This is a genomic window from Ruegeria sp. BF7, from assembly GCF_056538605.1.
This window is the reverse complement of sequence record NZ_JBQFTM010000016.1, coordinates 34819-47490: the sequence shown is the minus strand read 5'-3', so window position 1 is coordinate 47490 and position 12672 is coordinate 34819. Positions and strand designations below refer to the sequence as shown.

Here is a 12672-nt window from a genome sequence, read left to right as displayed (position 1 = left end):
GGAACCTCATCCAAACATCGTCAGGCCTCTTAGCAGGCCCGAAAGGGCGGGCTCAAAATCCAATATGGAGGAGAATATGGATTTCGAAACCAAGAATCCTGAAACACCAAAGGCGCAAGAAGATCGGCTTAGTCGCCGAAGCTTTCTGGTCAAATCAATCTTGGCCGGGGCAAGTGCAACGGCGATTGTGGGGGCCGCGGGGAACGCCTTTGCCGCAACGCTGAACGAAGATCAGGCCATCACATTGCTGCAGATCGTTCAAGATATCTTCCCTCACCCGGATTTTCTACCGCTGAGCGTCTATCAGGATGTTTTGACGGGTGTTCTGACCGAGGCGGATTCTTCGCAAGAAACCGCGAAACTTCTGTCTGACGGGTTGCAGGATCTCAATGCGCGATCTGCTGATCTCCATGGCACTGCCTATGCAGATGTGGATGCCTACGTAAAACGTGAAGCGCTTCTGCGTATCATCCAGGACAGCGATTTTTTCCAGAAACTCCGATGGGCCACCTGGAGCGGCATCTACATCAATCCTGAAGCATGGCCGCAATTCGGCTATGAGGGCTCTTCCTGGGAACAAGGCGGCTATATCGACCGTGGTTTCAGCGATGCGACCTGGATTCCGCCCGGCCCGACGCTCGAAGAGCGTTTGAAGGCTGTCGGCAGGTAAGAAAGCAGGAGGAAGCATAATGGCTACCCAATTTGACTTGGACGACGACAGCGTTGTCGTCATCATTGGTTCGGGTGCTGGCGGTGGAACGTTGGCCAATGAACTTGCGCAAAAAGGTATCTCTTCGGTTGTTCTGGAGGCCGGCGGTGTTTTCGAGTTTGACGACATCGAAAACGATGAATGGGGCATGTTTCTCAAGCTGACCGATTTCGACAAACGATATTCGGGCGGCGGCTGGCACGGGGCTCAAAACCACCCGACATTGCCGAACTGGCTGGTTAAGGGTCTTGGCGGCTCGACGGTTCATTGGGCGGGTGTTTCGCTGCGCTTTTATGAGCACGAGTTCAAAATGCGCACCGTGAACGGCGATATTCAGAACGCCAATGTAGAAGACTGGCCAATCACATTGGAAGAGCTGGAGCCGTACTACGACCGCGCCGAAATCAAGATGGGCGTGACAGGCAAGGCGACCGGCATGCCGCATCTTCCCTGGAACAACGACTTCCGTGTTCTTGCCGAAGGGGCACGCCGTGTTGGCTATACGAATATCCAGTCCGGACCGATGGCGATCAACTCAGAGGACTATGATGGTCGACCCGCTTGTCAACAAATCGGGTTCTGTATGCAGGGCTGCAAGATCGGTGCGAAATGGTCGACGGACATCACGGAAATTCCGGCCGCCGAGGAAACGGGCAAATGTGAAGTTCGCACCAATTGTATGGTGTTGAAGATCGAGCACGACGACACCGGCAAAGCCACAGGTGTGGTTTATGCCGATAAAGACGGCAACCACCATGTTCAAAAGGCCCGTATCGTCGCGGTCGCCGGCAACTCGATTGAGACCCCGCGCCTGCTTTTGAACTCGGCATCGTCGATGTTCCCGGACGGGTTGGCCAACTCTTCCGGCCAGGTCGGCAAGAACTACATGGTCCACGTCAATGGTGGCGTCTACAGCGAAATGCCGGAACGTGTGCATATCCACCGTGGGACCCAGGTGGCCGGTATCGTTGCCGACGAAGTCCCCAACAATCCCGATCGTGGTTTCATTGGAGGGTACCACCTCGAGAAACTGACTCTCGGTCTTCCGGTTATGTCGCTCTTTCTGAAACGCGGGAACGGAGCCTGGGGCAAGGATCTGGCTGAAGCACTGGAGAAATATGACTATCTGTCCGGTGTGTACATTGTGGGTGAAGACCTGGCGCAAGAGCAGAACCGTATCACGTTGCATGACACTGAAAAAGATCAGCATGGTCTTCCGGTGCCTATCGTAAACCGCACGCCACATAACAACGACGAACGTATGCTGAAGCATGCTTATGGAGTGATGGATAAAATCCATGATGCCGTCGGCGCGAAGGTGACACACCATTTGGCCAAATACCCGGCAAGCCACAACATGGGCACAGCACGGATGCATGAGGACCCAGACAAGGGTGTCGTGAACAAATGGGGTCAGGCCCACGATGTTCCGAACCTGTTCATATCTGACGGCAGTGTGTTCACCTCATCCGGCGCGGCCAACCCCACATTGACCATCGTCGCACTGGTCATTCGCCAGGCAGAGTACATCGCGCAAGAGATGAACGCTCAAAACATCTGACGCCACACGCGCCTCTCCCCGGTGCGGTCAGGCCATTGGGCCTGGCTGCATTGGGGGCAGTCGGTCTTGCGCAATAGCGGGGTTTGCTCGCCCTGAAACAGCATCAATCCATAGGAGGAGAATATGTTCAAGAAACTCAGTAAAATTGCCTGCGCCTCAACACTGGCACTTGGCCTACCGCCAGTCGCGCTTGCCGAACTTCCAGGCATGCGCGGAACTCAACACATCGGGATCACCGTTCCGGACGTGGACGATGCCGTTGAATTCCTCGTCGATGTCCTTGGATGCGAGTCCTTTTTTTCCTTCGGTCCGTTTGGTCCGTTCGAAGATGACTGGATGACAGAAAACCTGAACGTCAATCCGCGCGCGGTCATCGATGTCATCACAATGGTACGCTGCGGCAACGGCCCAGCCTACGAAGTGTTCCAATACACCTCGCCGGATCAGAATCCCAACCCGCCAAAGAACAGCGACATCGGCGGCTATCACCTGGCGTTTTATGTCGACGACATGCAGGCTGCTGTTCAGCACTTGCGTGACAATGGTGTGCGTGTACTTGCGGAACCCCACGACCTGCCCGGCATACCGTTGGAAGGCGAACAATGGGTGTACTTCATGTCGCCTTGGGGTGCGCAAATGGAACTCGTCAGTTTCCCCGACGATATAGCCTTCCACAAGGACCAGACAGCTCAGCGCTTCTGGGATCCGCGCGATTGACTTTCTGACCGACAATCCAAGGGTTCCGTTGCTTTACGTATCGGAGCCCCATTTTGAAGGCGATCAGCCATGGACAACCCCGTACGCACAGCGCGAAGCTATCTCGCAGCCTGGACACTCAGCTCCGTGGTCGCTTTGCTGACGCTGTTTGGTCTGCCGCAGGGCGCGAATGCGCATTTCAGCTATTCCGATCCGCGAATTATTCATATTGCTGGGGACGGCAGGGACCAGGTTATCGTGCTCATTCGGATGCCCGCTCCGTTGGCTCTGCTTCCGAACGACTGGCAAGGACAGAACGACACACGATTGCCTCCGTTTGGTGTCAGAAAAGGCGCTGATATCTATCTGGACACAGATGCGGTTGAGCGCGGCAAGTCAGAGCTCGAAGAAATACTCAGCCGGTCGTTGTCCATCTGGACTGATGGCCGTGAATCAGCGGTTCAGATTGAACAATTCCGGTTCTGGACAGATACCGCGCGGCCGTCATTTGGAACTCTCAAATCTGCAAAAGCAGCCTTTGAAGAGGCGGTTGAAATGGATCAGACTACTCTTCCGTATCTTGATCTCACCTTGGACGTCGCGATTTCTGTACCAGCAGGATCTCTCAACCAGGACCTGCGTCTTGTTTCAGAGCTTGGGGAAAACTTTCAGGTTATCGACAAGTTTGGCACCGTCGTAAAATTGCACCGCAATGATGGGACTGAAACCCAAGCAATGATCGGTGTTCTGGACACCTCATTCCCAGCAATATCAAACAAGTGGATCGTTATGCGTGATGCAGCCTTGATCGGCGCAGAACACATTTACTTTGGGCTTGATCATCTGGCCATTATCATCCTGATCGCCATCGCTGCACAAAGCTGGCGTCAGGCACTTGGGCTGGCTTCGGCCTTCACCATTGGACATATGATCACTCTTGCGGCTGGCCTCTATGGAATCGCGCCCGCAACAGTCTGGTTCATACCACTGGTGGAGTTTAGCATTGCGCTCTCGATTGTTGTCGCTGGCGCATTTATTTGCTTTCAGATCCGGCATCCGCTGGGTTGGTTGGCGCTGTTCGTCATTGGACTGGTCCATGGCTACGGGTTTGCCGCCTCTGCCTCTCAGGCGATGTTCGCGGGTCAGTTTGATTTCCTCGACCTGTTAGCATTCGCCTTTGGGTTGGAGGCCTGTCAATTCGCGATCTATGCCATGATCCTACCGGTCATCCTTCTGGCAGATCGCCTGTTCCCAAAGGTGCACGACACGTGGCGCAGAGGTGTTGCTCTGCTCATCGCGGTGTTTGCCGCATCGGCTACGTTCACTCGCTTTACCGAAACAGCAGATGCTTTTGGCCTGGTTTAGGCCGTTCATCACGGAGATCCAAAATGACTGATACCAAATTCGATATGGTCGTAATCGGAGCAGGACCAGGTGGTTATGTTGCTGCAATCCGTGCAGCCCAACTGGGGTTGGATGTCGTTTGTATCGAGCGTGAACACCTTGGTGGTATTTGTCTGAACTGGGGATGCATTCCCACAAAGGCACTTCTCCGCTCAAGCGAAGTGTTTCAGCTGGCGCAGAATGCAAAAGACTTCGGTTTGAAGATTGAAGACCCACTACACGATCTCGAAGCAATTGTCGCGCGGTCGCGGAGAGTTGCCAAACAACTTTCAAGTGGCGTTGGCTATTTGTTCAAGAAGAACAAGGTTCCGTTTATTATGGGTGAAGCGCGCCTGGCCGGGAATGGCGAAGTTATTGTGAAATCCAGCGATGGAGAGCAGAAACTGCAATCGGACAATATCGTTCTGGCAACGGGCGCACGCGCAAGGGATCTTCCTGGGCTTGAAGCTGATGGGAAGCGCGTTTGGTCTTACAAACATGCTCTGCAGCCGCCGCATGAACCGAACAAGCTGCTGGTCATCGGTTCTGGTGCGATCGGTATCGAATTTGCCAGTTTTTACAACGCGATCGGAGCAGAAACGACCGTAGTGGAAGTAATGGAGCGTATTTTGCCTGCCGAAGACGCCGAGATTTCGACCTATGCCAGGAAGAGCTTCAGCAAACAGGGCATGGAATTCTTCGAGGGTTCGAAAGTTACGCAGCTTGAACGTCTCAGCGACCGAGTTGTCGCTCATATCGAAAAGGACGGCGAGGTCACGGTTCAGGAGTTTGACGCCGTGATTTCTGCTGTTGGCATCACTGGTAACGTTGAGAACCTTGGTCTCGAAGAGTTGGGTGTTGAGATCGATCGAAATCACATCGTCACAGACGAGTTTTGCCGCACCAACATACCCGGGCTCTACGCTATTGGAGATGTCGCAGGGGCGCCCTGGCTTGCTCACAAGGCAAGTCACGAGGGTGTTATGGTCGCGGAACTCATCGCTGGACTTGAAGGTCACCCTGTAAAACCGGAGAGTATTGCAGGTTGTACGTATTGCCACCCTCAGATCGCGAGTGTTGGTATGACCGAAGCGCAAGCAATCGAAGCCGGTTTTGACATAAAAGTCGGGCGGTTTCCTTACCAGGGCAATGGCAAAGCTATTGCCTTGGGCGACGCGCAGGGGATGATCAAAACCGTATTTGATGCCAAGACCGAGCGACTTCTTGGCGCGCATATGGTCGGGGCCGAAGTGACAGAACTTATCCAAGGGTACGTTGTCGGGCAAAAGCTCAATGCAACAGGGTCAGATTTAATGGAAACTGTATTTCCGCACCCAACGCTTAGCGAGATGATGCATGAAAGCGCGCTCGACGCTTTCGATAAAGTCATCCACAAATAGTTTCGCTCGACCGTTTGTCGGCAACATTATTTGTTGCCGACCATGCTCATGCTAACGGGGTCGCGCGATGCCATATTGTTTCATCTTTCGATGAATGGTTGCGCGACCCATGCCTATTTTACGCGCTGCTCTTGAGACGTTCCATCGAGCACCAATCAGCGCATCCTGAATGAGTGTCTGCTCATCATAGGTCGAATTTGACTGGTCGCAATAACTCTGTCTTGTCTCTATGACCCTGTGTGTTTCGGACACTGGTATAGTGCGTTCCGGCAAGTCCAGTCGTGAGATACGCCGACCGTCCCCTTCCATAAGCGCTTGCTGCAGGGCGTTTCTTAGCTCTCGGACATTGCCCGGCCAATCAGAACGGGAAATCGCACTTTTTGCTTCTTCTGTTATTTGAACTGCCTCTCCTGCCAACTGTCGAGCAATCTCGCCAGCCAAGGCATCAACCCGTTCACGCTGTCGAAGAGGAGGAAGTTGAACAATCGTATTTGCCAGCAGGAAATAGAGATCATCACGGAATAACCCATCCTGGACGGCAGCGCGAAGCGGCTGACGGCATGTCGCGATAATTCTGGGAGTCAGCTCTGAAATCTGCTCTTCAAGCAGGAACCCATCAGCTTCAAATTCACCCATCAGCACCCTGAGGCGAGCCTGCGCAAATTCTGGCAGCTCGTCGACGTTCTCAAAGACAAGTACGATATGTTCTTGGTCTGCAGCTCCAATTGAACCCGCAATACGCGTTTGTTCAAGCAACGTCTGGAAAAAAAGCTTGTCCTGCTCAGTTTCTCCCAGCGATGCGCAATCCACTGTCGTTACCCGGGTCGAATTGGACTTTTCAGCTTCAAGGATCGAAGCAATGAGGGCAGTTTTTCCGGTTCCGGATTCTCCTTCGATCAGGAACGGCAATCCCTTTCTGTAATATGCCAACGCCCTCGTGCAAAGCGCTGCCATTCGATCGCTTCCAATTGAAAGCTGGCGCAACGAAGTGGCCATTCGGATGCGTTTCGGTCCTTGCGAAGCTATAGCCTTAGGGTTTCTCCATGAAACTGGAGAAATGTGCTTATCTCTCTTGGTCCGCGCCGAGAAATTTAGAACTGGCCCGTGCTTGGACCGAACACTCAATACTCTTTCGGGGACGGTTTCCATAGCCTTTGAATCAGTACCGAACACCAACTCAAATGCCTTCCCTTTCAATGTCGCGGGCGTCTTGTCACCTACGAGGCGATGCGCTCCTGCAGTGGTGCCCAAGATGATGCCAGCTTCGTTCAAGGCAACAAGTTCATCCCGCTTCAGCAAGTCACGCCCATCAGCTGAGGAAACAGAAATGATCAAATCATCTGCAAACTGCTTTTCGAATAGTATGCGCTGGATTCTGTCTGCTGCGGTGCCCAAAAGCTGAGACGCGAAGAGGTAATCTGACGAGTTATTGCGATCCAGCATAGCCAAGCTGATTGCACCTAGTGTGTGGTTTTCTGCGTCAAATAGAGGGGCAGCTGTGCAAGCGAATGGACGCAATGAAGAAAAGTAGTGGTTTCCTCCGTTAACAGTGAAGGCATCTCTCTCAGATAACGCCATGCTAACACCATTAGTTCCTGCAATGCGCTCATCCCAACAGGAGCCGACGGCGATGCCGTTTTCTTCAAAAACGGACCGGCCTTGGTCGGCGCCTTCCAGACGAACCGAAACTCCGTCGGTATCCGTGACAACAAGGCAATGACCAGCATTGGCAGCTATTTGAGCGAGTTGGCTGATTATCCCTTGGCGACCGCCGGAACGTTCTACCAATTCCTCTAACCGCGGAGCCACTTCAGATGATTGCAGGCGAAGGATAGGACGAGCTGCATCCCGAACAAGCTTGTACTTAAGCTCACAGCGCTCCCAAGACTCACTGATGGCATTCCCAAAGTGCAAGGAATTATCGGTTTTCACCATACGTCCTCCCCGTGCCACCAGCTTACAGCATTGAGCGCCAATTCAGCAAATAAAGGTCAATGCTCTCGCAGTTTCCCACCCGCGCGAGAGCTTAATGCATGGCGGCGGCAACCTCGCGGATAGTTTTCATCACAGATTTTCTATGATCTTCATCCAATGCCGCTGTATGAGGTCGCGCCAACTGACCTGAATCGTTGTCGAAGTATTTGCCGGAAGCATCGGCAAACTCAGAATCCAGTGCGGCACGGCACAGGATGTCCGCGCCTATCCTCATATCATTTCCTGCGACGCCAAATCCCTCTTTCACCATCTTGGAAGCAAGCAGCGAGCCGGGATTCACCGCGATGACAGACGGACCATTTGGTAGCGCTCTTGCCAGTTCCTGAGACCAGATGGTGATCGCCAGTTTGCTTTGGGCATAGGCCCCAAAGTCGTCCAGCGAACCATAACCAGCCATCGCCTTTGCATCGACCGGAGCTTGTGCCGCAGACGACAGGTTAACTATGCGGCCATCCTGCGGGATGATCGGCAGCAGTCGTTGCGTCAACACCCATGGCGCGAACGTATTGACCACAAAGCGAACGTCGAAGCCATCCGGCGTTCGCGTATTGGCTGTCTTGTAGACACCAGCATTGTTGATCAGGACATCTATGCGGGCGTGTCGGTCAAGAATCTCTGCAGATAGCGCTTCGACATCACTTAGCTTTGAAAAGTCTGCGACAAAGCTTTCAGTCTGTCCACCGACTTCCGTGGCCGCCACCTCAAGCTTAGCTCGGTTTCGGCCATGTATCAGAATTCTATGTCCCAGTGCCGAGAGGGTTTTGGCAGTCAAGAGACCGAGGCCGTCGGTTGATCCGGTGATGAGAATTGTCTTGGACATGGTTCATTCCTTTGCTCACAAGTCAGGCTTCGGATGGTTGAGGACGGACTGCCCTTTGAAGTTAGTATTCATCTGACCTTTAATGGCCGAGCGTGTTTTAAGCTCGCATTAGGTGTTTGCCTGGCTTTTCGCTAACTTTTCAGAAGCGAACAACTGTTCTGCTCTCAAGGCTCTTTCGAATAGAATGGACACTTGGATCCTCAACCAAATCGACTGCACTGTGACCCACTGAAGGCAATCCTTGGTTGTCGTAGATATTGAACAGGACAATCTCATCCGGGGTCATGCGTGATTGATAAACCCATTCATGTGCGTCACTCGCCGCCAGTCCCATGATGTGGCCACGCCGGTCCGGGTAAATCAAGTCAATCAGAATCCAATCTTCATTTGTGACGCTGGATGGGCGAACAAAACCAAGCGGTGCGCTATTGATCGGGTTTTCGACAGGGCGCCAGATATTGATGAAGGCAAAATGCCCCGTGACCCATTCTGCAGCTTTGTCTGAACCGAGAATGTCTACCAGTCGCTTTTCCGCCCCTTCAGTGCTGTAGTCGCTATGAACATTCCGGGCAGGTTTGCGATCAGAGTCAGGGTCATCGACTCTTAATGTGTGGTCGAAAACAACGACCTCTTTGGCACCCAAATGCTGGGCAAGCACCTCGGTTAATTCGCGATCATAAAGCTGTTGCCAATCGTTTCCATCTTCAAACGAAGTTACATCGCTGGGTGATGTGACAAACAAGACACCGTCTGTTTCGAAAGAAATTGTATCCTCGGACCCCCGAAGGTCTCGGAGTGGAATTTCCGTCGCAACAAGTTCTGGTGAGATCAGATTTCCCGCGACACCTCCGGCATCGATATGAAACGCCTGCCTCGACGTACTGTGGACGTGGTAATTGACGGTTGCAGTACCCGGCATAGTTTCCTCCTTATTTGCTTCAATTTCGGACCTCGATTTCAGAATCGAATTGCGTTCGCATCTCGCTCCGCTTTTGGCTTGCTTTGAAGATACGCATTGAAGAATGAATAAAAATAAGCCATCCAAAGATTGATAATTCGGATTTTGGATATAATGTGATGGATACAGAAAGCCTTCGCCTGTTTGTTCTTGCAGCTGAGAAACTCAACATTAGCGCAGCAGGGCGCGAACTCGGTTTTGCACCGGCTGTAGCAAGCGCCCGGCTTGCCAAGCTTGAACACACATTGCGTGCTGACTTGCTGCACCGTTCGACCCGAAAAGTTTCTTTATCATTGGAAGGCGCTGAATTTCTGCCCTACGCCCGGGAAATTCTGGCGCAGGAGAGTGCTGGCCGCGCCGCCTTGGGTCAGGGACAAACTCAGCCCACAGGAACACTGCGCTTTACCGCGCCAAGCACTTTTGCCCAGCTCTACATCGCGCCAATCCTGCCAGAATTCGTCCTGCAATACCCTGGGGTTAATCTCGACCTTCGTCTGTCCGACAGCCAATTCAACCTGATTGAGGGCAGCTATGATTTGGCCATTCGGAACTCAGCGCTCGAAGATACAAGCCTCAAAGGCCGCAAGCTCGCCGACGACAGTCGCGTACTTTGTGCCTCTCCTCGATATTTGGCCGAGCGTGGGACACCGACAGTGCCATCCGATCTGATGGACCATGACTTGATCGCATTCAGAGATCAGGAGCCGCGTCCTCTCACCAGTTCAGACGGTTCATCCGGAGAATTTGATCCCCGCGCGGCCCGCTGTCAGCTAACTTTTGACGATGGCCACAGCCAGAAAATCGCCACGATTGCCGGAGCAGGTATTTCTATGAATTCGCTCTGGAGCGTCCACCGTGAACTGTCAGAAGGCAGTCTTGTTCAGGTCTTGCCAGATTATCGGGTGACCGACGCATCTGTGTTGTGGCTTGTCTATCCGAAAGCAAACGTCTTGTCCGCTAAGGTTCGTGTTTTCATGGATTTCCTGTTGGAACAGATTGGAAGGATGCCAAGTTGGGAAACGTCCTGAGTTTAGGCTTAATGTAGAAGTCCCTATTGATTGTCATGCTTTCGAAGATCATCAGAAAGTCTTCAACCTCGATTCCGAAGGAAGTTCTGAGAAACTGTTGCTTCTACATCTTTCGAACCGAAAGCCCCCAGAATGGCCGTGAAACAGATGTGGCGATGAAAAGAACACGACGAGTTCTTTGTGTGTATCGTGAGTTGGATTGACTCTTGGTTTTTGCGACGCGGCGAATGGCGACTTCGGCGGGCGACGCCGCAGCATCTTTTGCATTAGGTCAATGGCAGCTTTGGGCCGAACACTTGAGCCAACCGTCGCGCAAGCATGCCTATCCAATACGGAAGGAAGCGTTCACGTGGCAAGCTCGTTGCATTTGTTCCCGTATAATGCTGACCTTGCCGGACAGATGCGTGCAACCTGTGTGCGCCGATCCGAAAGGACAGCCTATGGTCGATTCCGGTCCGGTAAATCTACAATACTTAACCAACCCGCTTTTGAACAAAGGTACTGCATTTTCTTTGGCGGAACGAGAAAAGCTTGGATTGTTGGGCCTTCTTCCACCGCACATCGAAACACTCGAAACCCAGGTAGACCGCGTCTATGCCGGCTTTAAACGTGAGGAGACATCGCTGGACAAGCATGTCTATCTGCGCGGTCTTCAGGATGACAACGAAGTTCTGTTTTACGCTCTTTTGGTGCGGCATCTGTCCGAGATGATGCCGATAATTTACACACCTGTTGTAGGTGACGCCTGCAAGCGTTTCAGTGAAATCTACGATCACCCACGCGGATTGATCATTTCGTACTCTGAGCGTGACCGGATTGATGTCATATTGGACAACGCCATTCTGCCATCCGTCGAAGCTATAGTCGTCACCGATGGAGAACGAATTTTGGGTTTGGGCGATCAAGGCGCGGGCGGCATGGGAATTCCGATTGGTAAACTCTCGCTTTATACTGCTGCTGGCGGAATTAGCCCGTCTGTGACACTCCCGGTGGTTTTGGATGCTGGCACCAACAATCAGGAGCGGTTGGAAGATCCCCTTTATATCGGCTGGCGGAATGAGCGCGTCAGCGGGGATGACTATTTCGATTTTGTCGATCTCTTCGTACAGGCTGTAAAGCGCAAATGGCCGGATGTGTTGCTGCAGTTCGAGGACTTTGCACAACAACATGCCGCACCATTGCTTGCGCGGTATCGAGATCAACTCTGTACATTCAATGATGATATTCAGGGCACGGCGGCGGTAACGGCAGGCACTTTGCTGGCTGCCTCAGATGTCACTGGCATTCAGCTAAAGGACGCCACTATTGCGTTTCTCGGCGCGGGTTCTGCAGGAGTGGGCATCGCTGAGCAACTGGTCCAACTCATGGTCCGTCAAGGATTACCCGAGACCGAAGCCCGCGAGCGCATATTCATGGTGGACCGGAACGGGCTGCTAACCGATGCGATGACAGGCCTTCTGCCGTTCCAAAAACAAATTGTCCAACCTCTTGCTAAAGTGGGGAGCTGGTCCGACGGTGAAATTTCACTTCTGGACGTGATAAATCGGGCCAAACCCAACATTTTGGTTGGTGTCAGTGGTCAGGCGGGCTTGTTTTCAGAGGAGATCATTCGTGCAATGGCAGCCCAGACTGATCATCCTGTCGTGTTGCCCCTTTCAAACCCGACATCGCGAATTGAAGCTGTGCCTGCGGATATTATCCACTGGTCAGATGGCCGTGCAATGGTCGCCACCGGCAGCCCGTTTGATCCCGTTGTCTGCAACGGTAAGACGCACCATGTCGCGCAGTGCAACAACTCGTACATTTTCCCAGGTATGGGGCTGGGTGTGCTGGCGGTGGGCGCGCGCCGCGTAACTGACGGGATGTTCATGGCCGCCGCCGAGGCTCTGGCCACATTATCGCCCGCAAAGTCCGATCGCACCGCCAGCTTGTTGCCGGACGTGGGGAACATTCGTCAGGTCAGCAAAGCAATCGCCTTTGCCGTTGGACGACAGGCGCAGTTGGATGGGGTTGCGCCCGAAACCACAGAGGATGACTTGAAGGCGGCGATAGATGCGAAGTTCTGGATCCCGCACTATGGGGAGATTGCGTGAAGCCGAACCGCGTTGGAGTGGCCGGGGGG

10 protein-coding genes are annotated in these 12672 nt (G+C 53.1%); 7 read left to right on the top strand and 3 right to left on the bottom strand.

All coding sequences use genetic code 11. The annotated features are described in order from the left end of the window. Positions 1-76: 76 nt before the first annotated feature. The 5 genes from ACR0IK_RS21000 (at position 77) to lpdA (ending at position 5749) form a co-directional block, all read left to right on the top strand. Positions 77-670 (top strand): Twin-arginine translocation pathway signal, encoded by a 594-nt coding sequence (locus ACR0IK_RS21000; protein WP_480643099.1) that lies wholly within the window; start codon positions 77-79, stop codon positions 668-670. Positions 671-689: 19 nt separating this feature from the next. Next, positions 690-2270 (top strand): GMC family oxidoreductase, encoded by a 1581-nt coding sequence (locus ACR0IK_RS20995; RefSeq protein WP_480643098.1) that lies wholly within the window; start codon positions 690-692, stop codon positions 2268-2270. A 123-nt stretch (positions 2271-2393) separates the two neighbouring features. Continuing rightward, positions 2394-2987, top strand: a complete 594-nt coding sequence (locus tag ACR0IK_RS20990) for a VOC family protein (RefSeq protein ID WP_480595456.1) — start codon at positions 2394-2396, stop codon at positions 2985-2987. A 69-nt stretch (positions 2988-3056) separates the two neighbouring features. Beyond that, positions 3057-4331: a HupE/UreJ family protein gene (locus ACR0IK_RS20985; RefSeq protein WP_480643096.1), complete on the top strand. Its 1275-nt coding sequence runs from the start codon at positions 3057-3059 to the stop codon at positions 4329-4331. A 23-nt stretch (positions 4332-4354) separates the two neighbouring features. Then, positions 4355-5749, top strand: a complete 1395-nt coding sequence (gene lpdA, locus ACR0IK_RS20980; protein WP_480643095.1) for a dihydrolipoyl dehydrogenase — start codon at positions 4355-4357, stop codon at positions 5747-5749. A 51-nt stretch (positions 5750-5800) separates the two neighbouring features. On the opposite strand, the gene ACR0IK_RS20975 is transcribed toward lpdA, so the two are convergent. The 3 genes from ACR0IK_RS20975 to ACR0IK_RS20965 all read right to left on the bottom strand — a co-directional run bounded on the left by ACR0IK_RS20975 (position 5801) and on the right by ACR0IK_RS20965 (position 9483). Continuing rightward, positions 5801-7684 carry a sigma-54-dependent Fis family transcriptional regulator gene (locus tag ACR0IK_RS20975; RefSeq protein WP_480643094.1) on the bottom strand — a complete coding sequence of 628 codons (1884 nt, stop codon included), beginning with the start codon at positions 7682-7684 and terminating at the stop codon, positions 5801-5803. A gap of 91 nt (positions 7685-7775) precedes the next feature. Next, entirely contained in the window at positions 7776-8564 is a 789-nt protein-coding gene (locus ACR0IK_RS20970) for an SDR family NAD(P)-dependent oxidoreductase (protein WP_480643093.1), read from the bottom strand. Positions 8565-8703: 139 nt separating this feature from the next. Continuing rightward, positions 8704-9483 carry a CmcJ/NvfI family oxidoreductase gene (locus ACR0IK_RS20965; RefSeq protein WP_480643091.1) on the bottom strand — a complete coding sequence of 260 codons (780 nt, stop codon included), beginning with the start codon at positions 9481-9483 and terminating at the stop codon, positions 8704-8706. Positions 9484-9641: 158 nt separating this feature from the next. On the opposite strand from ACR0IK_RS20965, the gene ACR0IK_RS20960 reads away from it, so the two are divergent. Next, positions 9642-10550 (top strand): LysR family transcriptional regulator, encoded by a 909-nt coding sequence (locus tag ACR0IK_RS20960; protein ID WP_480643089.1) that lies wholly within the window; start codon positions 9642-9644, stop codon positions 10548-10550. A 206-nt stretch (positions 10551-10756) separates the two neighbouring features. After that, entirely contained in the window at positions 10757-12643 is a 1887-nt protein-coding gene (locus ACR0IK_RS20955; protein WP_480643088.1) for an NAD-dependent malic enzyme, read from the top strand. The last annotated feature ends 29 nt before the right edge of the window (positions 12644-12672 follow it).

Bases quoted from the DNA above. Each gene is read 5' to 3' on its own strand.
- ACR0IK_RS20960 (WP_480643089.1), top strand. From the start codon at position 9,642: ATGGATACAGAAAGCCTTCGCCTGTTTGTTCTTGCAGCTGAGAAACTC.
- lpdA (WP_480643095.1), top strand. From the start codon at position 4,355: ATGACTGATACCAAATTCGATATGGTCGTAATCGGAGCAGGACCAGGT.
- ACR0IK_RS20990 (WP_480595456.1), top strand. From the start codon at position 2,394: ATGTTCAAGAAACTCAGTAAAATTGCCTGCGCCTCAACACTGGCACTT.
- ACR0IK_RS20965 (WP_480643091.1), bottom strand. From the start codon at position 9,483: ATGCCGGGTACTGCAACCGTCAATTACCACGTCCACAGTACGTCGAGG.
- ACR0IK_RS20985 (WP_480643096.1), top strand. From the start codon at position 3,057: ATGGACAACCCCGTACGCACAGCGCGAAGCTATCTCGCAGCCTGGACA.
- ACR0IK_RS20970 (WP_480643093.1), bottom strand. From the start codon at position 8,564: ATGTCCAAGACAATTCTCATCACCGGATCAACCGACGGCCTCGGTCTC.
- ACR0IK_RS20975 (WP_480643094.1), bottom strand. From the start codon at position 7,684: ATGGTGAAAACCGATAATTCCTTGCACTTTGGGAATGCCATCAGTGAG.
- ACR0IK_RS21000 (WP_480643099.1), top strand. From the start codon at position 77: ATGGATTTCGAAACCAAGAATCCTGAAACACCAAAGGCGCAAGAAGAT.
- ACR0IK_RS20995 (WP_480643098.1), top strand. From the start codon at position 690: ATGGCTACCCAATTTGACTTGGACGACGACAGCGTTGTCGTCATCATT.